This is a genomic window from Pseudidiomarina sp. PP-1MA, from assembly GCF_041200125.1.
Classification (GTDB): Bacteria; Pseudomonadota; Gammaproteobacteria; order Enterobacterales; family Alteromonadaceae; genus Pseudidiomarina; species Pseudidiomarina fusca.
In genome coordinates, this window is the sequence record NZ_CP165718.1 from 791,260 (window position 1) to 814,209 (window position 22,950).

A 22,950-nucleotide genomic window follows, 5' to 3' on the forward strand; every position below is an offset into this window, starting at 1 on the left:
CATAGAGAGTCGCATGGCAAAAGCGCTAGTTATTGTCGAGTCCCCCGCGAAGGCCAAGACAATTAATAAATATTTAGGGAATGATTTCATCGTGAAATCGAGTGTGGGCCACGTGCGTGACTTACCCACTCGATCGGTAGCCACGGTAAAAACTAAGCCGGCTGCAGAAGTTCGCAAAATGTCGCCTGAAGCAAAAGAAGCTTATCGCCAGCAGCGTGAGTTCGCCAAGTTGGTGGCGCGTATGGGGATTGACCCTGAACACGGCTGGCAAGCACACTATGAAATCTTACCCGGCAAAGAAAAAGTAGTTGCTGAGTTACAGAAGCTTGCCAGCAAAGCCGATGCAATCTATCTCGCAACGGATTTGGACCGCGAGGGAGAAGCCATTGCTTGGCACCTACGTGAGTTAATCGGTGGCGATAAACAGCGGTTTCAGCGGGTGGTGTTTAATGAAATCACCAAAAAAGCCATTCAAGAAGCGTTTTCGAAGCCCGCCGAGGTCAACGAAGATCGCGTGCACGCCCAACAAACCCGTCGCTTTTTAGACCGCGTAGTAGGTTTTATGGTGTCACCCTTACTGTGGAAAAAGATTGCTCGCGGCTTATCGGCCGGACGGGTGCAATCGGTAGCAGTGCGCTTGGTTGTGGAACGTGAGCGCGAAATCAAAGCTTTTATTCCTGAAGAATATTGGGATATTTACGCTGATTTGAATACAGCTGCCCAAGCTGAGCTGCGGATGCAGGTGCAGAAACACCTAGGCAAGGCCTTCAAAGTCGGTGATAAAGCCGCAGCCATGGCGGCAGTTGATGCGCTGCAAGGTGCGCAATATAAAGTGGTGGAGCGTGAAGATAAGCCGACCAGCAGTCGTCCCTCGGCACCTTTTATCACCTCTACGCTGCAGCAAGCCGCCAGCACTCGGTTGGGCTTTGGCGTGAAGAAAACCATGATGTTGGCGCAACGCTTGTATGAAGCCGGTCACATCACCTACATGCGTACCGACTCAACCAATCTAAGTAGCGAAGCGGTAGCGAGCTGTCGTAGCTATATCGAGAAACAGTTTGGTGGCGACTACTTGCCGGCTAAACCTAATATGTACGGCTCCAAACAGAATGCGCAAGAGGCGCATGAAGCTATTCGTCCATCAAGCGTCACGGTTAAATCAGAGCAGTTACGTGATATGGAGCGCGACGCTCAGCGCTTGTATGAACTTATTTGGCGGCAATTTGTTGCCTGTCAAATGACTCCGGCGCAATACGATGCGACTACCATTACGGTGGCAGCTGGTGATTATGAATTGAAAGCTCGAGGCCGAGTGATGAGATTTGCGGGCTGGACCAAAGTGCAGCCACCGGCAGCGAGTAAAGCGAATGATGATGCGTCGTTACCTGATGTTAAAAAGGGCGAAGTGTTAGCATTGCAACAGCTAGATCCACAACAACATTTCACCAAACCACCGGCGCGTTTTAGCGAAGCATCCTTGGTGAAAGAACTAGAAAAACGCGGTATAGGTCGTCCATCTACCTACGCTTCAATTATTTCGACCATTCAAGATCGCGGCTACGTACGGGTTGAGAACCGACGGTTTTACGCTGAGAAAATGGGCGAAATCGTGAATGACCGGTTGGTGGAAAACTTCTCGCGGCTACTCAACTACAATTTCACCGCTGAAATGGAGCAGGCGTTAGATGATATCGCTGAAGGCAAGCGCAACTGGACCGAGACGCTCGATAATTTCTACAAAGAATTTAAAGCCAAGTTAGAGCAAGCCGAATTAGATCCAGACGAGGGCGGCATGCGCACCAATCAGATGGTGCTAACGGATATCGACTGTCCAAGCTGTGGCCGCAAGATGGGTATTCGTACGGCGAGTACCGGAGTGTTCTTGGGCTGCTCAGGCTATGACTTACCTCCAGCGGAACGCTGTACGCAAACCTTAAACTTGTTACCAGGTGAAGAAGCAGTCAGTGTCAAAGGCGACGATGACGAAGCCGAATCGCTCGCCTTACGAGCGAAAAAGCGTTGTCCTAAGTGTGGTACTGCCATGGATAGCTACTTGATTGATAAATCACGCAAGCTGCACGTGTGCGGTAACAACCCGGCCTGTAATGGGGTGGTAGTTGAGCAGGGTGAATTCAAAATCAAAGGCTACGATGGTCCGGTGTTAGAATGTGACCGCTGTGGCAGTGAAATGCAGCTCAAAACCGGCCGATTTGGTAAGTATTTTGATTGCACCAACAGTGAGTGTAAAAATACTCGTAAATTACTGAAGAATGGTCAACCAGCACCACCGAAAGAAGATCCGGTGCCATTCCCTGAGTTGCCATGTGAAGACTCAAGCGCTTACTATGTGTTGCGTGACGGTGCTTCTGGAGTATTTCTATCGGCCAATACCTTCCCTCGTTCACGTGAGACGCGGGCGGTGAAAGTAGCGGAATTACAACGTTTTAAAGATCGTATTCCGAGTAAGTTTCATTATCTTACTGAAGCCCCAGCAAAAGACGATGAGGGTAACGAGGCGATTGTCCGCTACAGCCGTAAGAACAAAGAGCAGTATGTGATTACCGAAGCGGATGGCAAGCCGACTGGCTGGCAAGCCTTTTATCGTGACGGCACGTGGAGCGTACAAGAAGCGAAAAAGCGTAAGAAATAAACCCTAGGTAAATCATATATTTACCACTTGTTGGCAGCAAGCCCCTCAGCTACATTGAGGGGGTATCACAAACGGAGGTGATACGTTGCCGACAAGGAGGTTCCATGGTCTATGTACCATATCGGGCGAGAGTCCAACTGGTCGCCGCTGCATTCAGCATCATTCTGAGCTGTTTGTGGCCGGCGTCAGTAAACGCCAGTAGCTGCCCTAGCTACGCGTTTACGGTGGCACCACCCAATGCAGTTAATCATCCCTATTATCCAGCTCCTACTGGGGTATCCATGGTGTTTGCCGCGGGCCTAGTACGGCCGCAACTCGAGCAATACTTGATGGATTACTTTGCGGTGCGCTGGATTGACTGGCAAATTGCCGCCGATTATCGCTGGGCGGCCCCTTTTCAACTTCATGCTCCTGATCATCCGCAACTGCTTGAACAACTGCTGAGCTCAGCAGCACTGGCGGTTACCATTTTTGCCAATCAAGGAGCCTTGGTCAGCTATCAAACGCCGGCTGCTGCCGCTAATGCAGCGCCCCCGCGCTGGCCGCAACCGGCCGCACCACAACCCCGTCAATATTATGGCCGCACAGGAGTGCTACGATGAAATGGCTGATGTTAGGTTTAACCGCAGTGCTACTAAGTGGGTGTCAACTACCAGAAGATAACTACCAACAGCATAAGCAGCAGGCGTTGCAAGCTTTGGCGGCCATGGATGGACAGCAGTACGGTGGGCGCACCGCAGTTCAATACGGTAATCCCTACTACCCGATTCGTGAGTTGCCAACACCTTACCAGCAAGCACCTGTGGCTTATCCGGGCAATGGCTATCCGATGCCGGCTGGCAATCAACCGCCTCAGCCACCGCCCGGACTTGCTGGGCCTTATGCTGGACCCTATGCCGGGCCTTATGCCGCGTCCTCGGCTGGCTCTTTAATAGGTGCGCCACAACAGTTGGTACCGGCGTGGCATAGTGCCCCCGTCACCTTGCGATCCAATGGCTTAACTGCCGCAGCAGTGATGCAGCAGGTGTTAGCTCCCCATCAGATTAGTGCACACTTTTTGGGGCCGGAGCTAGGTCAGCAGGTGGTCAAGCTTAATTATCAGGGCACGTTAGGTGGCTTACTGGAGCAGATTGCAGCGCATACGGGCTGGCATTTACAGCAGCAACCACGGCAAATTTTATGGAGTGAGTTTCAAGTTGAAGAGTTTGATGTTGCCTTTTTGGCGGGCGATACCAATTACTTTCTTGGTAACAAAGATGCTGAGCAAACCGGCACCAGTAACCAAACTGCTGGAACCAACAGCAACAATGCCTTTAATGCCAGTGGCGGTAGTCAGCAATACTTGAACTTTAGCAGCCGCCAATTATCCGTTTGGAACGATCTCGAGCAAGCACTTAGCTTATTGCTCTCTGAACAGGGCAGCTTATCCATCAATCAAAGTTCAAGTTCGGTGTTGGTGCGAGATTATCCTCATCATGTTGCGCAAGTGCGGCACTACTTGGCACAGCAAAATGAGCGGCTAACCCGGCAAGTATCGATTGATGTGCAAATTCTGGAAGTGACTTTTAATGATACCGAGCAGTTTTCTGTAGATTGGCAAGCTTTGGTTCAGACCGCTGGTGGCGAGGGTATTTTAGGGCTTTCTAGCGCTAGCTTTGGCGGTGGCAACGGAACTCAATTAATGTGGCAGCAGCAACAGGGCAAAGCGGCAGGGTCGTCGGTACTTATCGAAGCATTAGAGCAGCAGGGCGTGGTGCGCATCAGTAATCATCCGCGCTTGATCAGCTTAAATAATCAAATCGCCAAAATTGTGCTGGAAGATAACGCCAGTTACTTGGCCGCGTCTGGGAGTACCAGCACACCGAACGTTGGAAGCTCACAAGTGTTGCAGCCAGGTTTGGTGACTACTGGCTTTGAGTTATACGTGTTGCCCAGCATTCGTGCCGGCGAGGTGATATTGCAGCTGTCTACCGAATTATCAGATTTAGAACGGATTGATGAAGTTCGCTCGGGCGAGCAAATTATCCAAACACCTCATACCAATCGCAAAAAGTTCTTTATGAAAGCCATGATTGAAGATGGCAAAACCCTGTTGATGAGTGGTTTACGAAATGAGCGTAATAGCATTCAGCAGCAACAGAGTTGGTTGAGCCTAATGTTAGGTGGCGCCAATAGTAGCCAGCATCGCCGTAGCGAAACCATTGTGCTGTTAACACCGAATATTGTGCAGCGAGGTTACTAATGTTGGTGAGTGGCTGGCGGCTTGAGCTATGGCGTCGACAATCAACTGAGCAAGCGCGCATTTTGCAATGGTTAGGTGAGGCGAGGCAGCAGGGCTTTAGTCATTATGGGTTGTATCAAGTGGGGCAGTGCTATTGGTTAAGTTGTACCGGCGAGGCTAACGTAGGCGATGCCGTAGCTCATGTGCATCAGCAGTTAACTAGCACGCAAGACCCCAGTTGGGTGGTGCTGCAGGTGGTGGGTGAGCAGGTTTGGGTGATAGCTTGGCGCGAACAAACCTTACTGTGCGCTTTGGCAATTGATTTAGAAGCCAACCCGAATAGCTTTCTGTTTGAACTTACCGCTACCTGGTTAGCTACTGACGGCATGCAGTGTCAATTGATGTTAGCCGGTGAGATGGCGCAACAACGCTGGTTAACAGCACCCTGGCCGGTAAGCCCGCAGGTGTGCGATGAGCTGTTTAATCAAGCGCCAAGTAAAGGCCAGCAGCTGTTAAACATCCGCAAACCGCCACCTTGGCTACGGCGCAAAGTAGTGGTGCTTAGCACTACCATAAGCTTGTGCTTAGCGCTGTTGTTGGGTTGGCTGTTATGGCCGACAACGCCGTCCGAAGCTGGCTTGGATAGCCATCCGCAAGCGCAACAGCGGCCGCCGATGGCGGGGGTGCAACTGGCTAGTATGGCAGCCTTGCCCCAGCAATTATTGCGTTGGAGTTATGTGGCTGGCTGGAAAGTACAGCAATGGCAGTTTAGTGAGCAACAGCAGCAACTGCATGTACAGCAGGGGTATGCCTCGATGGCAGACTTGCGACAACAGTTACAGCCGATTTGGTTTTATCAATTAGGTGCTGTTGCTGGCAGTGCCCAACCGGGGCTGTTACTGACCGCCAACGTCCCCAGCGCCTGGCAGCAAGAACCAAGCTTGGCCAAGTTGGCGCCATCGTTGGCTTATCTGGAAAGCAGTTTAAGTGAACTACAGCAATGGTTTCCGCAGGCGCAATTTAAAGTGGCAGCGGTACAAACCGATGGCTGGTATCAGTGGCAGCAGGTACAGGTGCAAGTGTTAGGGTTTGACCCCTTATTGTGGAGCAGTGCCGGTGCTAAGGCGTGGCGGCAACTACCCAGTGAGCTGAGGTTGGTAGCAGCCTCGGCCAAGGCCGACGGATTATTATGGCAACTGCAATTGGAGTTGCGCGCATACGCTCATGGAGGGCAAGCACATGGTAGGGATTACGATTAGTTTATTGCTGGCGCAACAATTGCTAACAGCACCACCATCGACAACGGCCACCAGCTCCGTTGATGCCGCTGAAGTTGCTGAACCCGCTGAACCCACTGAAGCCTTTGATCCGGCTCCAGGCCTGATTGAACAGTTGCGTTACAGCGAGTTAGAGCAACGGGTGGCCGAAACTGAAGCCAAACGATTGCAAACCCAGTTGCAAATCGAGAAAGCCAAACACGCCATTGCCGCCTTACAAAAGCCCGCAGCCAACCCGGGTAATCGGGTTACTGAACAACTGAGCAGCATCATTTTGGTGGGCTTTATTGAAGCTGTGGATGGCGTCAAGGTGGTATTGCAAGAGCGTGGTCAGTGGTTGCTGTTAACCCCAGGTGAGCGAGGTGCCCATGATCTACAAGTTGAGGTGCATGAGCAGCAGGTGCGCTTAAAACGTTACGGCCACTATCGCGATATCCCACTACCGCAGGGGTGGTGAGCCATGTTAATGCTACCGGAAGATCAAGTGCTGCAATGTCAGATTTTCTTGCCCAGCTTAACCGAGTGCCTACGCATCAGTGAGCGTCCACAGCAACCGGATAACGCGGTGTTAGTTACCAACGAAGGGCTATTGCTATGCAGTCTCGTGGCTTGGCAAGAATCGGCGTTGGAGATCATTAACTTACTTCAATTTACCTATCATCAAGGCTTGCAAGTAAGGCTGCGGATGTTAGCACCGGCGCGAGCCATTCGGGCGGCTTTGCATGATGCCTTGGCGCAAACCCAGCAAACCAGTTCACATGCGAACCAGCCCTTGGATCAAACACGGGCGCAGCAGGCCCTCGAAGATTTAGTGCAACAGGCGTTGGTGATTTCGGCATCTGATATTCATCTGGTATTTACCCCGCGTCAAGCCTTGCTGGCATTCCGCGTGCATGGGCGCTTGATTGGCCAGGCCGAACGCAACAGAGAAACCATGGCGGCCGCTATTGCTGCGTCGTTAAACACTCGCTCTGATGACTTTCGTGAACTGTTTGATGAGCAACGTCTATCGGCAGCCAGTATATCTATTACCGTAGCGCATCAGAATCAGCCCCAACGGATCCGGTTGCGGGTGCAAAAATCGCCCACCCGCGATGGGTTTGCCGTGACCATGCGGTTGCAGAACGAACAGCAACGTGTGGTCGAGCTTGGGCAGTTAGGGCTCACCGCCAAAGTGCATCGACAACTGCTGGAGTTATTGTTGCAACCGGCTGGCATGATTCTGATTGCGGGGCCTACCGGGCAGGGTAAAACCACCACTTTGGCAGCTATAAACTGGGTGATCCCGCGCACGGCTAAGGTGATTTCCCTCGAAGATCCGATTGAGATTATTCAGCCTCACATTGAGCAAAAGCCGGTTATCGCTGACCACGCCGAACTTAACTTTGCCAATATGGTGAAGGTGGCCTTGCGGGAAGATCCAGACGTGATATCGATTAGTGAAATTCGCGATGCAGCAACCGCTAAAGCGGCTTATACCGCAGCCCTGACGGGGCATTTAGTCACGGCAACGGTGCACGCCCACGATACCTTTGGAGTGTTGCAACGGTTACTGGATTTGGGCTTAAGTGCTGAATCGCTGGCGCAAGTAGGGGTATTGCGTGGGATTCTGGCGCAGCGCTTACAAAGTACCGTGTGTCAGGCATGCGTTGCGCATCCGCAAGCACCTTGTGCAGTGTGTCATGGTGCTAGGGTGAGTGGTCGCCAGCTGTTAACCGAGTTTTTGGTGATTGACGAAAAGGTACGCTTGGCACTGCGCCAAGGTGAATTAGAACAGTGTCGCAAACACTTGCTGCAGCTAGGCTGGTTGAGTTTAGAGCAACAGCTGGGCGAGACCCTAGAGGAGCCGTTATGCAACGCTTAAGCAGACCGCGACAGCTGGCTTTTCTCGAAGATTTTGCGTTAGGGCTAGCCGATGGTTTAAGCCCACTGCAAACCTGTATTGGATTAGCGGAAAACGCTAAGCAGCAAGGCCTCCGGGCGGAATACCAACTGGTACAGCAAATCATTGCGCAATTAAATGCCGGCCAGCCACTAGGTCCAGCATTACAAGGTAGTTTTGCCCAAGATCTAGTGATGCTGATGGCCGTCGGCGAACATAGCGGCGTGTTAGATCAGTTACTGCAACGGCAACAGCAGTTTGAACAACAACGTTATGCCGCCTTACAAGCGTTCTGGAAGCCGCTCCTTTATCCATTGGCAATGTTGGCCTTGGCGCTACTGGCTTGTGTTTTTATTGGGCAGCAAGTGATGCCGAAACTAGCCGCCGCGTTACCCCCCGAGCAGTGGCCCCAACTGAGTGGGTTGCTGTTGCAACTTAGTCATGGTCCGGCGGTGCCGTTACTCCTGCTAGCGGTGCTGTTGGTGTTACTGGCCTGTTGGGGCCCGGCGCTAGTGATTGATTTAAGCCGATGGTATTGGCGGGCGTTAGCGCAGCGTGGCTGCTTTGTTATTCGCCGCTATTTTGATGCGGTGTTGCTGTTGCAAACCGTCACTGTGCTGTTGAAAGCAGGGATGAATCTGGATCGCGCTATCTTGGCGATGCAAGCCTATAGCAATAGCTCAATGGATTGGCATTTAGGCGTGATTCGGCAGCGCCTAGCCCAAGGTGAGCGACAGTTAGCAGTGCTGTTTGATACCGGATTGTTGTCGGCGCGCATGTTGTTTCGGCTAAGTAATGGCAGTCGCCAGGCCAGCGAACAAGGCACTTTGCTGCGGGTGGCTGAGTATGCCACCCAAGATGCGGTGCGGGCGTTGGGCCGGTTACGAGTACTGCTACTAGGATTTTGCTACGGCATGATTTTTATGGTGTTGGTGGTGGTACTAGGCGGAATGGGAGCCATGCTGATGACAGTATCCCAGCAGCATATCTAAACATATCAAGCAGGGTTACAGCGTGAGGAGGATAAGCAACAGGAACGGATAGCAACAACCATGAAACTATCAGATAAGCGCCAAGAACGTCCTTAAGGACCTTTGCGGTTTCGTTGAAAAACAAGGAGCAAGTGATGCGTAAGCAACAACAAGGATTTACTTTTATTGAAGTGTTAACCGTTTTATCCATTATCGCGTTAGCAACCGTGGGCACGCTCGCCTTGCGAGATTGGGCGGTGGGGAACTCACGCATTAGTGAAGCTAAAACTCAGATTATAACCATTCAGGCGGGTGCCCAGCTGTGGCGACCTCGCAGCGGCGATTTGACCGGCATTAGTTTGGCCGCCATGTCCGGTATTGCGGCGGTGCCGCAGCAGTGGGGCAGTGGTACTGCGATTAACCCTTGGGGTGGCGATGTCCAAGTTTCGGTGGATGGTACTGATACCTCGCGCTACGTGATTACCCTGACAGGAATTGATGCCGATGCTGAAGGGGCGCGGTTGGCTTATGACTTTGATCAGTACACATTACAGTCGACTTTTGCTAGCGGTACCTTAGTTTTAACATTCCAAGGCTAACCCCATGCTAACCAGTCACCTTCGCAACCATGGCTTTAGCATGATTGAATTGGTGCTGGCGCTCGCCTTACTGGCGGTGCTTGCTAGTGCGGCAGTGCTGGGGCTGCAGCACTGGCGTCAAACAGCGTTTAAGCAAGACCCGCCGTGGTCGGATGCGCAGCTGTTGCAGTTACAGCAACAGTTGCGCGCCCATCGCCAGTTTCTACTGGTGCGGGCGGCGTTGGTTGATCCAACCTAACCCCCAAGGAGTGCCACGAATGAAATCAACGGACTTGAACAGCGGCCCCTCAGTAGCGCCAATCCTAGGCGGCGCAGTGGCAACAGCGAGACTACCACTGCGAGGTAAGTCTAGCCGTGGCTTTGTACTGTTAGAGGTGATCATTGCCACGGTGTTGCTGGCGGCTAGTTTGCTGGTGTTTGCTCAATGGCAGCAGGTGCAACAGCAACAACAGCAGCGCCATCAATGGTTAGCTGATACGGAACGCTTGCAGCAAGCGGTCCGCAGCTACTGGATTGATAAGGGGCAACCGCCACCAACCTTTGCGCAGTTACAACAGCATGGGCACCTGCAGCAGCTAACTACGCCGTGGCAGCAGCCGTGGTTACTACAGCCACAGCAACGTTATGTGAATTTACGCTTAACCGCACCCAGTGCGGCGGCCGCAAGCTGGTTAGCTGGTCAAATCGTGGGTGCTAGCGCCAATGCCGAGCAGGTGCTGGTAACTGTATGGCAGCCAGCGCAGAGTTATCACCCAGATAGCCCTTATTTGTATCGAGTGGCTATTACTGATGCTCCGCAACTGAACCAGATGCATACGGATCTCGATCTACGCCAGCATAACCTGTTGGGGATTGATCAACTGCGCGCCAGCGCTTGGTATGGGCAAAGCTTAAGTGCACCAGAGGCACAACTGGTACAAGTGCAAAGTGAACATGGCCATTTCACCATGGTGACAGCAGCGCAAGCGGTGATTGGTGGGATTAGCATGGATCAGGTCTGGCAACGCATTACTGAGTATCAGCAACTATGGGACTTGTGTGTGGCCCGCGGTGGTTGTCAGGGTTAGCCAGCGCCGTAACCAACCAGCAAGGAGGTAACAATGCGAACCAAGCAAACGGGGCAATCCATGCTGGAGGCGCTGTTGGCATTGCCGATTATTCTCGTGGTGTTACTGGGGCTAGTACAACTGATTTGGATATTTTGGACCATGCACACACTGCAAACCGGCTCTCATTACGTGTTGCGTAGCGGAGTTTTGCAACATGGCAGCCTGGATAAGATGAAGGATACTTTAGCGACGGTGATGGCGACCACTCAAATGCAGTATTTTGACGCGCCGGCTAGCGATAGCGAGGGTGCAGCGCCTGAATTTGACGATAATGACTTACGTTACGCAACCCTTACCGAAACCCTAAAAATGCGTGGCTACCTGGAGTTGGCGGCGCGCATTCAAATTCATAATCCTACTGCGGCGATGCAACGGCAATTGAGTGAACGCCGTTGGGACACGCGCAATTCGCGCTGGGTGCAAGAGATAGCTATTGATCATGCGCAAGTGCGGCTGGCGGAAGCGCGCGATGCGGAAGCTTGGCTGGCGGCGCGGCAGTTACAGATAGAAATTTGGTGGTGCATGCCGCTGGAAGTTCCCATAGTCGGTAGCATGATTGCGGCGACGGCCCAGTGGTTTCGTAGTGACAGCCAAGCTTTCTGTCGATTACGGGGAATGGCCCTTGATAAGCCGATGTGGGCGTTAAAGGTAATGGCAGAAGGGCCTATGCTAACGGGCTTTCGCACCCGTTAGCAAAGCTGATAGACCCGCCCTAACAGCGGGCTTTAGACTGTTATGCTGAGGTGGTTACCGGCGCATGCCAAGTATCACAAGCTTGCAGGGTATTTTGCATCAAGGTTGCGACTGTCATTGGGCCCACGCCACCTGGTACTGGGGTAATGTAAGCAGCGCGAGCCGCGGCCGCAGCAAACTCCACATCGCCCACTAATTGGCCGGAAGGTAAGCGGTTAATGCCGACATCAATGACCACCGCCCCTGGTTTGATCCAAGCACCCGGAATAAAGTTAGGACGGCCGACGGCAACCACGAGAATATCAGCGCGTTCAACATGGCTTTGCAAATCAGTGGTAAATCTATGACAGACGGTGGTGGTGGAGCCGGCTAAGAGCAGTTCTAGGCTCATCGGCCGTCCCACGATGTTTGACGCACCAACCACGACCGCATTCTTACCATAGGTATCCAGTTGGATGGATTCGAGCAGTGTTATCACGCCCCGCGGAGTGCAGGGGCGTAAGGCCGGGTTTCGTTGCGCCAAGCGTCCCATGTTGAAGGGATGAAAACCATCGACATCTTTAAACGGATTAATGCGTTCTAACAAAGCTTGTGCGTCTAATCCTTCCGGTAACGGCAGCTGTACTAAAATGCCATCCACCGAAGCATCTTCATTAAGTTGATCGATGAGAGCTTCTAACTCGGCTTGAGTGGCGCTAGCTGGTAGGTCATAGGCTTTAGAAATGATGCCTACTTCTTCACAGGCGCGGCGTTTGCTGCCCACATAAACTTCAGATGCTGGGTCGTTACCTACCAACACTACCGCTAGCCCCGGAGCTCGATAGCCAGCGGCTAGACGTGCTTGCACGCCAGCTTTTACTTGGTCACGAACCTGTTGGGCAACTTTTTTACCGTCAATATTTTGCGCTGTCATAGCTGCTGCAAACCCTTCTTTATTCAAGCGTGGAATGGTAAGATGTTTTGGTCATCGTGTTGGGCGGATATTTTCGCACGTTTTGACGTTAGGTTGTAGTAACTTATGTGGCCAGTTTATGTGGTCAAGTTACTGAAGCCAGCGGTTAGTACTTGAAACAGTAGCTAGGCTGGCTGAAACAAACAGAATTGCTGCTTTTGAATACAGATTGTCGGTATTTTCGGCAGTTGAATGCAGAACGCAAAAAAATGTTTGACGACTCTAAGAGCAACAGGTAATATTCGCCCCCGTTGTCAGGCCGCGTCCTGCACGGGTTTTTCAAAGATGTCGGCGAGTAGCGCAGCTTGGTAGCGCACTTGTTTTGGGTACAAGGGGTCGCTGGTTCGAATCCAGTCTCGCCGACCATTCTTTGTCAGGATAGAAATGCGCCCGTAGCTCAGCTGGATAGAGCAACGGCCTTCTAAGCCGTCGGTCGCAGGTTCGAATCCTGCCGGGTGCGCCAATACTGCCCTGGCATCAACAGTTTTGAGAAATGGTGGCTGTAGCTCAGTCGGTAGAGCCCCGGATTGTGATTCCGGTTGTCGTGGGTTCAAGTCCCATCAGCCACCCCATCTCTCCCTCAGTAAAATATTCCCTGTTTGGTGTCGGCGAGTAGCGCAGCTTGGTAGCGCACTTGTTTTGGGTACAAGGGGTCGCTGGTTCGAATCCAGTCTCGCCGACCATTCTACTATGTCTATACTTCTTCGCTGAATTCTGCTAATACTCTTACTTTGAGTTGACTTAACGCGTTCGCGTTTAGCACAAAGTTAATGCTAACAACGGATTGATGCACAGGAAGGCGCATGGCAGCTTCTGGAATAGCCACACAAAATCTCAGTCAAGCAACGAGTGATATTGCACAACAGCAGTTCGGTTTGCTGATCTCGCAAATCAGTACGCAACTTATCAATAGTACCTCAGCAGAAACCCAGCAACACATAGAACAAGCTTTGGCTGCACTTGCTAGTGGCGGCCGTAAAGATCGCTGTTATGTGTTTTTGTTTGATGAACAGCTCACCACTATGAGCAACACCCATGAGTGGACTGCTCCAGGTATTACGTCTTTTAAAGCTGAGCTCCAAAATATTGATATTGCCGCCATGCCTTGGTTTTTTGAGCAGATGCGCAATCAGGGCCAAGTGGTGGTCGATGATGTCAAGCAACTACCGCCAGCGGCTATCGGCTTTCAGCAAGAACTCACCCGCGAGGGGATCCAAGCGATGATGGCGGTGGGCATGTATTTAGAGCATCGGCTGATGGGCTTTGTCGGCTGTGACTTAGTTCAGCGTCAGCATCACTGGAGCGCGGAAGATATCCAGCAGATGCAGTTGGTGGCAGACATGATCAGTAACACCATAGCACGGCATCGCACTGAGACGAGGTTACGGCAAGTTGAAGCCGAGCTGCGACTGGCTAATGAGCAATTATTAGCGTTAGCGCATCAAGATAGTCTAACCCAAGTTGCCAACCGGCGCGCTTTAGATAAAAGCCTGAAAGACGAGTTACAACGTGCCAGCCGCATGGGCCGTGAACTCACTTTATTTATGGTTGATATTGATCATTTTAAGCAGCTTAATGATACCTATGGGCATCGTTTAGGCGATTCTGTGCTGGCTGATGTGGCAGAAATTTTAGCGACCCAGTTTAGGCGTAGTGGCGAGCTTGTAGCCCGTTACGGTGGCGATGAATTTGTTGTCATTAGTCCGTTAGTCGACGCCGCCACTGCCCAAACCCTCGCCGCTGCGGTGCTGTATCGTGTACGCGCCTTAAGCTACCCCGAAGGGGCGCAAATAACCGTGAGCATTGGGGTCTATCAATGTATTCCGCAAGCCCCTGTGGGAGCTGATAATTTATTACAAGAAGTAGATGCCGCAGTGTATCAAGCGAAGCTAACAGGGCGTAACCAAGTGGTGTTTGTTGCCAATTAGTAACCATTTATTCTCGACTTGAGTAGATCGCTTCGCTATAATGCGGCGTCATTTTGAAGGGTCCCGAATCGTAGTGGGCTCAGGCCAATAGTGAAGCCGAGGTAAAAAAGCAATGCAGGTTTCTGTAGAGACAACCCAAGGATTAGAACGCCGTGCCACTATCACCGTGCCGGCTGAAACCATCGAAAAAGAAGTAAAGCGTCTGCTTAAAGACGAGTACCGTAACCGCCGTATCAACGGTTTCCGGAAAGGAAAGGTACCACCGAATGTATTGCAAAAACTGTTCGGCAAAGAAGCCCGTGCACGTGCTGCATCTAACTTGATGCAAAGCAAATACTTCGAAGCAATGATGCAAGAAAAATTAAACCCAGTGGGTGCGCCTGCAATCGAGCCAAAAGTTAACGAAGAAGGTAAAGACTTCGAATTCGTGGCTACGTTTGAAGTGTATCCAGAAGTTAAGGTTGCGGATTTAGATAAATTAACCATCGAAAAGCCAGAAGTAGAAGTGACTGACGCTGACGTTGACACCATGATGGAAACGTTGCGTAAGCAGCACGCTACTTGGAAAGAAGTGAAGCGTAAATCGAAGAAAGATGATCAAATCACCATCGATTTCACTGGCTCGATTGACGGTGAAGAATTTGAAGGTGGCAAAGCATCTGATTTTGCTTTGGAATTAGGCCAAGGCCGGATGATTCCTGGGTTTGAAGATGACATCATTGGTATGAAAGCCGGTGAAGAAAAAACCATCGAAGTGACTTTCCCTGAGGATTATCACGCAGAAAACTTGAAAGGCAAAAAAGCATCTTTTGTGATCGTTGCCAAGAAAGTTGAGACGCGTGAATTGCCTGAACTGAACGACGAGTTCGTAGCTCTGTTCGGTGTGAAAGAAGGTGGTGTTGACGCATTGAAAGCTGAAGTGCGTAAAAACATGCAGCGTGAATTGAAAAATACCGTTCAAGCGAAAGTGAAAGAACAGGTATTGAAAGGCTTAGTTGAAAGCAACGAAGTGGACGTTCCAAAAGCTATGTTGAGCCAAGAAGTTGACGTATTACGTCGTCAGGCCATGCAGCGCTTTGGTGGTAACCAAGCTCAATTACCACAATTGCCAGCCGAATTGTTTGAAGAACAAGCAAAAGAGCGGGTGAAAGTTGGTTTGTTGTTAGGTGAAGTTATTCGTGGCAACGAATTGAAAGTTGACGAGCAAAAAGTTGAAGAAATCATCGATAACAACGCCTCAGCTTACGAAGACCCAGCTGAAGTTGTAGCTTACTACAAAGGTAACGAAGAATTGATGCAGCAAGTGCGCAATGTTGCCCTTGAAGAGCAAGCAATTGAGTTCATCCTTGGTCAAGCCAAAGTAACGGCGAAAAAGGCCAGCTTTGACGAGTTGATGAACCCAAAAAAATAAGTAAGTGAGAGGAATACCGTTAGAACATCATTGACGGCATCCCTAACAACTTGGTTTAATGGCTCGTATATGCTTATACGAGCCATTTTTATTTCAGGAGTCGTAAAATTATGTCGGATATGGCGCTAGATCCAATGGCCCAATTGGTGCCCATGGTAGTAGAACAAACAGCAAAGGGAGAGCGCTCTTACGATATCTATTCGCGCTTACTTAAAGAGCGCGTGATTTTTTGCTGCGGTCAAGTTGAAGACCATATGGCCAACTTAATTGTGGCTCAGTTGCTGTTCTTGGAGTCAGATAACCCAGACAAAGATATTTATCTGTACATCAACTCACCTGGTGGTGCCGTTACCGCAGGTATGGCGATTTATGACACCATGCGTTTTATTAAGCCAGACGTAAGTACCGTGTGTATGGGCCAAGCGGCCAGCATGGGCGCATTCCTACTTGCTGGTGGTGCCAAAGGTAAACGGTTCTGCTTGCCTAATTCACGGGTGATGATTCACCAGCCGTTAGGTGGGTTCCAAGGGCAGGCGTCGGATTTTGAAATTCACGCGCGGCAAATCTTGGATATCAAAGATAAGCTGAACCGGATGTTGGCAGAAAACACTGGCAAAGACTTAGAGCAGGTCGCTAAAGATACCGACCGTGACTACTTTATGTCGGCTGAAGAAGCTGTTAACTACGGCTTAGTTGATAAAGTACTGACCCAACGAGGCGGAGAATAAGATGACGGATAAAACTGAAGGTAAAGGCGAAAAGCCTTTGTTTTGTACCTTCTGCGGTAAAAGTCAGCACGAAGTTCGTAAGCTTATTGCGGGACCATCGGTATTCATCTGTGATGAGTGTGTGGAGCTGTGTAACGATATTCTGGATGAAGAAATTCAGAACATTGCGCCTAAGGATGCACCTAAGCAGTTGCCTAAGCCCCATGAAATTCGCGCCCACTTAGATGAATATGTGATTGGCCAAGAATTAGCGAAAAAGGTCTTAGCAGTAGCTGTTTACAACCACTACAAGCGCTTACAAAGTGCTGCTGTGGGTAAAGACAAGGATGCGGTTGAGCTAGGTAAAAGTAATATTTTGCTGATTGGCCCAACGGGTTCGGGCAAAACCTACTTGGCGGAAACCTTGGCGCGGTTTTTAGATGTGCCCTTTACGATGGCTGATGCAACCACTCTTACCGAAGCTGGCTATGTTGGTGAAGATGTTGAAAACATCATCCAAAAATTACTGCAGAAGTGTGATTACGATGTCGAAAAGGCTCAACGTGGCATCGTCTACATAGATGAAATCGATAAGATTTCGCGTAAGTCAGATAACCCGTCAATTACCCGTGACGTGTCCGGTGAAGGGGTTCAGCAGGCTTTACTGAAACTGATTGAAGGTACGGTTGCAGCGGTGCCGCCACAAGGTGGGCGTAAGCATCCGCAGCAAGAGTTTGTGCAGGTTGATACTTCAAAGATCCTATTTATCTGTGGCGGTGCTTTTGCCGGCTTAGACAAAGTGATTGAACAGCGTATTAACGAGCATTCTGGGATTGGTTTTGGGGCGGAAGTAAAAAGTAAGAAGCCCAAAGCGGAAGGCGCGGTGATGGCTAAAGTTGAACCAGAAGATTTGGTGAAATTTGGTTTGATCCCTGAATTTATTGGCCGCTTACCGGTACTAGCAACGCTGACTGAACTGGATGAAGATGCGTTGGTGAAAATTCTGAGCGAGCCGAAGAATGCGCTAACCAAGCAATATTCAGCGTTATTCAATATGGAAGGCGTTGACCTAGAGTTTCGTGAAGATGCGTTACGCTCCATTGCACGTAAAGCCATGCAGCGAAAAACCGGTGCACGTGGTTTGCGCTCGATCGTCGAGGCGGTGCTGTTAGATACTATGTACGATTTACCATCAGTAGATAACGTCGAAAAAGTAGTGATTGATGAGTCGGTGATTAAAGGCGAGTCCGATCCTATTTTTATCTATGCGAACAAAGCCGATGAAAAACAGGCTGCTGGTGAATAAAGTTAACATTTAGTCTGAAAAATATGCAAAAAGGGCCATTTAGGCCCTTTTTTTCTGCAAACCATTGAACTTTCGCTGGAGCACCACATATAAAGGGGTAAGATAGAGTGAACTATCACGAACCGGTTACCTGGAGAAGTTTATGAGTGAAGAACGGGTGGAACGTTTAAGTATTCCTGTGCTGCCGCTGCGCGATGTGGTCGTGTATCCGCACATGGTGATTCCTTTGTTCGTGGGGCGCGAAAAATCAATTCGTTGTTTAGAAGCGGCCATGGAGCAAAACAAGCAGATCTTTCTTGCGGCCCAAAAAGATGCAGCAGTAGATGAGCCAGAGCAAGGCGATATCCACCGCATTGGTACGGTAGCGACTATTTTGCAGTTGTTAAAGCTGCCTGATGGTACCGTTAAAGTGTTGGTTGAAGGTAGCCAGCGGGCTGAAATTGAAAATTTTGAGGGTGAGCAGGACTTCTTCCGTGCGCAGGTTCATTACCTTGATTCTGAGGCAATGGACGACAAAGAAGAAGAAGTGATGATCCGCTCGGCGGTGAATCAGTTTGAGGGCTACGTTAAGCTCAATAAGAAGATCCCGCCAGAAGTCTTGACCTCATTGTCTGGTATTGAAGAGGCCGACCGGCTAGCCGATACCATGGCGGCACACATGCCGTTGAAGCTCAACGACAAACAAAAAGTACTCGAGATTACCGATGTGCGCGAGCGCCTAGAATTTTTGATGGCGTTGATGGAAGGCGAGATTGATTTACTCCAAGTTGAAAAACGCATCCGTACGCGGGTGAAAAAACAAATGGAGAAGAGCCAACGCGAGTATTATTTGAATGAGCAAATGAAAGCCATTCAAAAAGAATTGGGCGAAATGGAAGATGGCCCTGATGAATTTGAAGCCTTGCAGCGCAAAATTGAAGAGGCGCAAATGCCAGAAGAAGCCGAGAAGAAAACTCGCGCTGAACTGCAAAAATTAAAAATGATGTCACCCATGTCTGCCGAAGCCACCGTGGTGCGCGGCTATATTGACTGGATGGTATCGGTGCCATGGAAAAAACGTTCGCGGATCAAAAAAGATCTCGCTAATGCAGAGAAGATCCTGGATGCCGACCATTACGGCCTAGAAAAGGTGAAAGAACGTATTCTTGAATACCTCGCGGTGCAGCAGCGTACCAACAAGGTTCGCGGCGCGATTTTATGCTTAGTAGGGCCGCCAGGTGTAGGTAAAACCTCGTTAGGGCAGTCCATCGCCAAAGCAACCGGGCGTAAATACATTCGGATGGCGTTAGGTGGCGTGCGTGATGAGGCTGAGATTCGTGGCCATCGCCGCACTTACATTGGCTCTATGCCAGGTAAGCTGATTCAGAAAATGGCGAAAGTAGGAGTGCGTAACCCGCTGTTCTTGTTGGATGAAATCGACAAGATGGCCTCGGATATGCGCGGTGATCCAGCATCTGCGTTGCTCGAAGTGTTAGACCCAGAGCAGAACGTTAATTTTAACGATCACTATTTAGAAGTAGATTACGATCTATCGGATGTGATGTTCGTGGCCACCTCAAATAGCATGAATATCCCCGGCCCGCTGTTAGACCGGATGGAAGTGATTCGCCTGTCGGGTTACACCGAAGATGAAAAGCTCAACATTGCTAAGCGGCATTTGTTGCCGAAGCAAATTGAACGGGCTGGCCTAAAAGCTAAAGAAATTGAGATCACCGATGCTGCTATTACCGGCATTATTCGGTACTACACCCGTGAAGCTGGGGTTCGTAACTTAGAGCGTGAAATTTCGCGGTTGTGTCGCAAAGCAGTGAAGCAACTGGTGCTAGATAGCAGCATTAAACATGTGGCTATCACCGGTGATAATCTTGCTGATTACTTGGGCGTACAGCGCTTTGACTTTGGTCGCGCCGAAGAGAACAACCAAGTGGGGCAGGTGACTGGTTTGGCTTGGACCGAAGTAGGTGGAGACTTATTGACCATTGAAGCTACCAATGTTGCTGGTAAAGGCAAAATTACCTCAACCGGCTCTTTGGGTGACGTGATGCAAGAATCTATCCAGACCGCTTTAACTGTGGTGCGCAGCCGTGCTAACAAATTAGGGATTCCGGAAGATTTTCACGAGAAACGGGACATCCACGTGCACGTTCCTGAAGGCGCTACGCCGAAGGACGGCCCCAGTGCTGGTATCGCCATGGTGACCGCGTTGGTGAGCTCGTTAACAGAGATTCCGGTACGCGCTGATGTGGCCATGACGGGTGAAATCACGTTGCGCGGTGAAGTGTTAGCTATTGGCGGCTTAAAAGAGAAGCTGTTGGCTGCACACCGTGGTGGTATCAAGCATGTGCTAATTCCTAAAGACAATGAGCGTGATTTAAAAGAAATTAGTGATGCGGTGAAAGGCGACTTGCTGATTCAACCGGTACAGTGGATTGATGAGGTCTTGTCAGTAGCTTTGGAGCGAGTACCACAACCGTCATAATTGGCGAATTTATAGCCGATTTACGTAAAGATGCGGGCTAGACGCAGAAAATATGCCAGCAGCCCGCATTCTTTCGTTAAAAAAAACGTGAAAAAGGGTTCTCAATCTAAAATCTTGTGGTAGCCTAGAGTCAAAGTGATTGGTCAGACGCTCACAACCATAGGACTCTGACATGCCACTTGGCGGTGGGTTAATATGGAAGCAGTCTGCTAACCTATCGCAATAGCTTGAACATTTTGTTCTAGCTTGTTATAACCTTGTGTAGCCCCCAACAAAAATGCACATACAACGCATGGGACGCTAACAAATTTGATAATAACAATCTAAGGGGATGATACTGTGAACAAGTCTCAGTTAGTTGATAAAATTGCAGACGGAGCAGATATTTCAAAAGCGGCAGCTGGACGTGCTCTCGATTCTTTCATCGAAGCAGTTACTGAAGCTTTGAAAGGTGGCGAGCAAGTAGCTCTAGTTGGTTTTGGTACTTTCAGTGTTCGTGAGCGCTCAGCTCGCACTGGTCGTAACCCACAAACTGGCGACACCATTCAGATCGCTGCTGCTAAAGTACCTTCTTTCAAAGCCGGTAAAGCACTGAAAGATTCAGTAAACTAATAAAAGTGGAGCGGTAGTTCAGCTGGTTAGAATACCGGCCTGTCACGCCGGGGGTCGCGGGTTCGAGTCCCGTCCGCTCCGCCAGCTTTAGCTGAAAGTAACCCGAAGCCTGTCTTCGGGTTATTTTTTTTGTGCAAGAGCAGATATAATACCCGCCCAGATACTGGGAAAATTTGAGGTTAAGTGGATTATGTTGGATAGGATTAGAGAAGGCTCGCAAAGTTTTGTAGTGAAAGCCGTCTTAGTGCTGATAGCCTTAACGTTTGCACTTGCAGGTATTGGCGGTTATATCAGTAATGCGCCAGAGCCAAGCGTAGCGACGGTTAATGGTGAGGATATTACTCGGGTTGAGTTTGACCGTGCTTTAGAAAATGAACGTGCGCGCCAACAGCAACAGTTGGGCGATTTCTACGATACGTTAGCCACTGATCCGAGCTTTAATCAGCGCTTACGTAACCAAGTGGTCAACGATTTGGTCAATCAAAAACTGGTTGAGCAATATGCGCGAGACAATGGGTTACGGGCATCAGACGAGCAGGTGCGTGAAGCTATTCGTGCTATTCCTGCGTTTAACGTCGCCGGTCAGTTTGATAACGACACTTATCGAATCACCCTAAACAGCCTAGGTTATACGCCAGAAGGCTTTGCCGAAGCGTTACGCAAAGATTTAGCGCGCTCGCAAGTGCTAGAGGCGGTTGTGAACACCGAATTTGCACTAGCAGCAGAAGCTGTGGCGATTCAAAAGTTAGTGAATCAGCAGCGTAGTGGTGCTTATCGTACCTTTGCACTTGATAGCTATTTAGCTCAAGTTGACGTTTCAGACGACGAAATTCAGCAGTGGTATGACAATAACTCTAATTTATTTGCGGTGCCAGAAAGCGTGCAAGTTGAATTTGTTGCGCTAGATGCCGGCGCCATTGCCGAATCTATCACTATCGATGAGCAGATGGTGCGTGAATGGTATGAAGGCAATCGCAGTGCTTACGAGTCAGCGGCTCAGTATCGCTTCTCGCATATTCTGATTGAGGGTGATGATGCCGCAGCGCGCAATAAAGCCCAAGAAGTGGTCGATAAGCTATCTGAGGGGGCTGATTTTGCCGCACTAGCTGCAGAGTATTCAGATGATACTTTCTCGGCTGAAAATGGCGGCGATTTGGACTTCATTCAGCCTGGCACTATGGATCCCGACTTTGAAGAAGCAGCATTTGCTCTTGCTGAAGTGGGTGACGTGAGTGGCGTGGTCGAAACCAGTTTTGGCTTCCATGTGATCAAGTTAACCGACAAGCAAGAAGGTAGCGTCACGCCATTTGCTGAAGTACGCGACGAGATCATCGCTGACATGCAAGATGAGCGAGTAAAACAAGCTTATTATGAGCAGCAGCAAAAAGTAGCAGAGCTGGCCTTTGAAATGCCTGATACGTTGCAGCCCGTCGCTGATGAAGTTGGCTTACAGGTGCGTAACAGTGATTGGTTTAACCGCCAAACGGCGCCATCAGCACTGAACCATCCGGCGGTATTACAGCAAGTGTTTGGTGATACTTTGCTGCAAGAGCGCCTGAACAGCGACTTGATTGAAGTGAATGATACGCAATCGGTAGTGGTTCGAGTAACTGATTATCGTGCTGCTTCAATTAAGAGTCTGGATGAGGTTCGTGAGCAAGTGGTGAGTAACTTGCAGCAAGAGAAAGCCCAGCAACTAGCGCGCGCAGATGCTGAAGCTGTGATTGCCGCCCTCCGTGCTGGCGAAGCCGTTAGCGGCCTTACTGAGCTAACTGCTATCGATCGTCGTAATGCCGATTTGCCACGTGCTGTTGTGCAGAGCTTATTCGAGCAAGCTGCACCAGCAGCAGGTGCTGTGCAAGCTGACGTGGTAGAAATGAATAACGGTGGTTTAGCTCTAGTTCAGTTGACCAGTGTAAGTGCTGGTGATGTAGATGAGGCGACTCAGCAACAGATGCAAGAACAGCTAGAAAATAGCTTTGCGCAGCAAAGTTATGAGGCTTTCTTGAGTGCGTTACGCGACCAAGGTGATGTAGAAATTACCTTAACCAGTAGTAGCAACAACTAAACGGTGCGTTCCCCAATAAAAAGCCTTGAAGTTCATCACTTCAAGGCTTTTTTTATGAGGAAATTATAGCATTACTAAGGTTAGT

Annotated in this window: 19 protein-coding genes and 5 tRNA genes; 23 read left to right on the forward strand and 1 reads right to left on the reverse strand. The window is 50.0% G+C overall.

Translation table 11 applies throughout. The features are described from left to right. Positions 1–13: 13 nt before the first annotated feature. The 11 genes from topA (at position 14) to AB8S08_RS03625 (ending at position 11,402) form a co-directional block, all read left to right on the forward strand. On the forward strand, positions 14–2,650 hold the full coding sequence (gene topA, locus AB8S08_RS03575; RefSeq protein ID WP_369743662.1) for a type I DNA topoisomerase: 2,637 nt from the start codon (positions 14–16) through the stop codon (positions 2,648–2,650). Between the two features lie 104 nt (positions 2,651–2,754). Further along, complete coding sequence (locus tag AB8S08_RS03580; RefSeq protein ID WP_369743664.1) at positions 2,755–3,252, forward strand: hypothetical protein; 498 nt, start codon at positions 2,755–2,757, stop codon at positions 3,250–3,252. Beyond that, on the forward strand, positions 3,249–4,892 hold the full coding sequence (locus tag AB8S08_RS03585; protein WP_369743665.1) for a hypothetical protein: 1,644 nt from the start codon (positions 3,249–3,251) through the stop codon (positions 4,890–4,892). The genes AB8S08_RS03580 and AB8S08_RS03585 overlap by 4 nt, the downstream gene beginning before the upstream one ends. Next, positions 4,892–6,130, forward strand: coding sequence for a hypothetical protein (locus AB8S08_RS03590; protein WP_369743667.1), 1,239 nt, complete (start codon positions 4,892–4,894; stop codon positions 6,128–6,130). The genes AB8S08_RS03585 and AB8S08_RS03590 overlap by 1 nt, the downstream gene beginning before the upstream one ends. Continuing rightward, positions 6,111–6,605 (forward strand): hypothetical protein, encoded by a 495-nt coding sequence (locus AB8S08_RS03595; protein ID WP_369743668.1) that lies wholly within the window; start codon positions 6,111–6,113, stop codon positions 6,603–6,605. The genes AB8S08_RS03590 and AB8S08_RS03595 overlap by 20 nt, the downstream gene beginning before the upstream one ends. A gap of 3 nt (positions 6,606–6,608) precedes the next feature. Continuing rightward, entirely contained in the window at positions 6,609–8,012 is a 1,404-nt protein-coding gene (locus AB8S08_RS03600; RefSeq protein WP_369743669.1) for a GspE/PulE family protein, read from the forward strand. Next, the gene (locus tag AB8S08_RS03605) at positions 8,000–9,022 is read left to right on the forward strand and encodes a type II secretion system F family protein (protein WP_369743670.1); all 1,023 of its coding nucleotides are present in this window, start codon (positions 8,000–8,002) and stop codon (positions 9,020–9,022) included. The genes AB8S08_RS03600 and AB8S08_RS03605 overlap by 13 nt, the downstream gene beginning before the upstream one ends. A gap of 134 nt (positions 9,023–9,156) precedes the next feature. Further along, positions 9,157–9,600 carry a type II secretion system protein gene (locus tag AB8S08_RS03610; protein WP_369743672.1) on the forward strand — a complete coding sequence of 148 codons (444 nt, stop codon included), beginning with the start codon at positions 9,157–9,159 and terminating at the stop codon, positions 9,598–9,600. A 4-nt stretch (positions 9,601–9,604) separates the two neighbouring features. After that, positions 9,605–9,838: a prepilin-type N-terminal cleavage/methylation domain-containing protein gene (locus AB8S08_RS03615; protein WP_369743674.1), complete on the forward strand. Its 234-nt coding sequence runs from the start codon at positions 9,605–9,607 to the stop codon at positions 9,836–9,838. A gap of 19 nt (positions 9,839–9,857) precedes the next feature. Continuing rightward, a complete protein-coding gene (locus AB8S08_RS03620) occupies positions 9,858–10,667 on the forward strand; it encodes a hypothetical protein (RefSeq protein WP_369743675.1) in 810 nt (269 codons plus the stop codon). Positions 10,668–10,700: 33 nt separating this feature from the next. Beyond that, entirely contained in the window at positions 10,701–11,402 is a 702-nt protein-coding gene (locus tag AB8S08_RS03625; protein ID WP_369743676.1) for a TadE/TadG family type IV pilus assembly protein, read from the forward strand. A gap of 40 nt (positions 11,403–11,442) precedes the next feature. On the opposite strand, the gene folD is transcribed toward AB8S08_RS03625, so the two are convergent. Further along, entirely contained in the window at positions 11,443–12,315 is an 873-nt protein-coding gene (gene folD / locus AB8S08_RS03630; protein WP_153825807.1) for a bifunctional methylenetetrahydrofolate dehydrogenase/methenyltetrahydrofolate cyclohydrolase FolD, read from the reverse strand. Positions 12,316–12,643: 328 nt separating this feature from the next. Here folD and AB8S08_RS03635 point away from each other — a divergent pair. From AB8S08_RS03635 to ppiD, 12 genes are all read left to right on the forward strand, one after another. Next, positions 12,644–12,720 (forward strand) — tRNA-Pro (locus AB8S08_RS03635). Positions 12,721–12,740: 20 nt separating this feature from the next. Then, positions 12,741–12,817 (forward strand) — tRNA-Arg (locus AB8S08_RS03640). Positions 12,818–12,850: 33 nt separating this feature from the next. Further along, a tRNA-His gene (locus AB8S08_RS03645) sits at positions 12,851–12,926 on the forward strand. A gap of 34 nt (positions 12,927–12,960) precedes the next feature. Beyond that, positions 12,961–13,037: transfer RNA gene (locus AB8S08_RS03650), tRNA-Pro, on the forward strand. 120 nt (positions 13,038–13,157) lie between these two features. Then, a complete protein-coding gene (locus tag AB8S08_RS03655) occupies positions 13,158–14,282 on the forward strand; it encodes a diguanylate cyclase (protein WP_369743678.1) in 1,125 nt (374 codons plus the stop codon). Positions 14,283–14,394: 112 nt separating this feature from the next. Further along, positions 14,395–15,693 (forward strand): trigger factor, encoded by a 1,299-nt coding sequence (tig, locus tag AB8S08_RS03660; protein ID WP_369743680.1) that lies wholly within the window; start codon positions 14,395–14,397, stop codon positions 15,691–15,693. Between the two features lie 110 nt (positions 15,694–15,803). Further along, positions 15,804–16,421: an ATP-dependent Clp endopeptidase proteolytic subunit ClpP gene (clpP, locus tag AB8S08_RS03665; protein WP_092855810.1), complete on the forward strand. Its 618-nt coding sequence runs from the start codon at positions 15,804–15,806 to the stop codon at positions 16,419–16,421. Between the two features lies 1 nt (position 16,422). Further along, on the forward strand, positions 16,423–17,706 hold the full coding sequence (gene clpX / locus AB8S08_RS03670) for an ATP-dependent protease ATP-binding subunit ClpX (RefSeq protein WP_110074828.1): 1,284 nt from the start codon (positions 16,423–16,425) through the stop codon (positions 17,704–17,706). Between the two features lie 142 nt (positions 17,707–17,848). Continuing rightward, on the forward strand, positions 17,849–20,185 hold the full coding sequence (gene lon / locus AB8S08_RS03675; RefSeq protein ID WP_369743682.1) for an endopeptidase La: 2,337 nt from the start codon (positions 17,849–17,851) through the stop codon (positions 20,183–20,185). A 339-nt stretch (positions 20,186–20,524) separates the two neighbouring features. After that, a complete protein-coding gene (hupB, locus tag AB8S08_RS03680; protein ID WP_110074826.1) occupies positions 20,525–20,797 on the forward strand; it encodes a nucleoid-associated protein HU-beta in 273 nt (90 codons plus the stop codon). Between the two features lie 7 nt (positions 20,798–20,804). Continuing rightward, a tRNA-Asp gene (locus AB8S08_RS03685) sits at positions 20,805–20,881 on the forward strand. Between the two features lie 106 nt (positions 20,882–20,987). Then, a complete protein-coding gene (ppiD, locus tag AB8S08_RS03690) occupies positions 20,988–22,865 on the forward strand; it encodes a peptidylprolyl isomerase (RefSeq protein ID WP_369743684.1) in 1,878 nt (625 codons plus the stop codon). Positions 22,866–22,950: the final 85 nt, after the last annotated feature.

Excerpts from the sequence above, each read along its gene's own strand:
- AB8S08_RS03595 (WP_369743668.1), top strand. The coding sequence starts at position 6,111 with ATGGTAGGGATTACGATTAGTTTATTGCTGGCGCAACAATTGCTAACA.
- AB8S08_RS03610 (WP_369743672.1), top strand. The coding sequence starts at position 9,157 with ATGCGTAAGCAACAACAAGGATTTACTTTTATTGAAGTGTTAACCGTT.
- AB8S08_RS03615 (WP_369743674.1), top strand. The coding sequence starts at position 9,605 with ATGCTAACCAGTCACCTTCGCAACCATGGCTTTAGCATGATTGAATTG.
- AB8S08_RS03655 (WP_369743678.1), top strand. The coding sequence starts at position 13,158 with ATGGCAGCTTCTGGAATAGCCACACAAAATCTCAGTCAAGCAACGAGT.
- lon (WP_369743682.1), top strand. The coding sequence starts at position 17,849 with ATGAGTGAAGAACGGGTGGAACGTTTAAGTATTCCTGTGCTGCCGCTG.
- folD (WP_153825807.1), bottom strand. The coding sequence starts at position 12,315 with ATGACAGCGCAAAATATTGACGGTAAAAAAGTTGCCCAACAGGTTCGT.
- ppiD (WP_369743684.1), top strand. The coding sequence starts at position 20,988 with ATGTTGGATAGGATTAGAGAAGGCTCGCAAAGTTTTGTAGTGAAAGCC.
- clpX (WP_110074828.1), top strand. The coding sequence starts at position 16,423 with ATGACGGATAAAACTGAAGGTAAAGGCGAAAAGCCTTTGTTTTGTACC.
- AB8S08_RS03620 (WP_369743675.1), top strand. The coding sequence starts at position 9,858 with ATGAAATCAACGGACTTGAACAGCGGCCCCTCAGTAGCGCCAATCCTA.
- AB8S08_RS03625 (WP_369743676.1), top strand. The coding sequence starts at position 10,701 with ATGCGAACCAAGCAAACGGGGCAATCCATGCTGGAGGCGCTGTTGGCA.
- AB8S08_RS03590 (WP_369743667.1), top strand. The coding sequence starts at position 4,892 with ATGTTGGTGAGTGGCTGGCGGCTTGAGCTATGGCGTCGACAATCAACT.
- AB8S08_RS03600 (WP_369743669.1), top strand. The coding sequence starts at position 6,609 with ATGTTAATGCTACCGGAAGATCAAGTGCTGCAATGTCAGATTTTCTTG.
- topA (WP_369743662.1), top strand. The coding sequence starts at position 14 with ATGGCAAAAGCGCTAGTTATTGTCGAGTCCCCCGCGAAGGCCAAGACA.
- AB8S08_RS03580 (WP_369743664.1), top strand. The coding sequence starts at position 2,755 with ATGGTCTATGTACCATATCGGGCGAGAGTCCAACTGGTCGCCGCTGCA.
- clpP (WP_092855810.1), top strand. The coding sequence starts at position 15,804 with ATGTCGGATATGGCGCTAGATCCAATGGCCCAATTGGTGCCCATGGTA.
- tig (WP_369743680.1), top strand. The coding sequence starts at position 14,395 with ATGCAGGTTTCTGTAGAGACAACCCAAGGATTAGAACGCCGTGCCACT.
- AB8S08_RS03605 (WP_369743670.1), top strand. The coding sequence starts at position 8,000 with ATGCAACGCTTAAGCAGACCGCGACAGCTGGCTTTTCTCGAAGATTTT.
- AB8S08_RS03585 (WP_369743665.1), top strand. The coding sequence starts at position 3,249 with ATGAAATGGCTGATGTTAGGTTTAACCGCAGTGCTACTAAGTGGGTGT.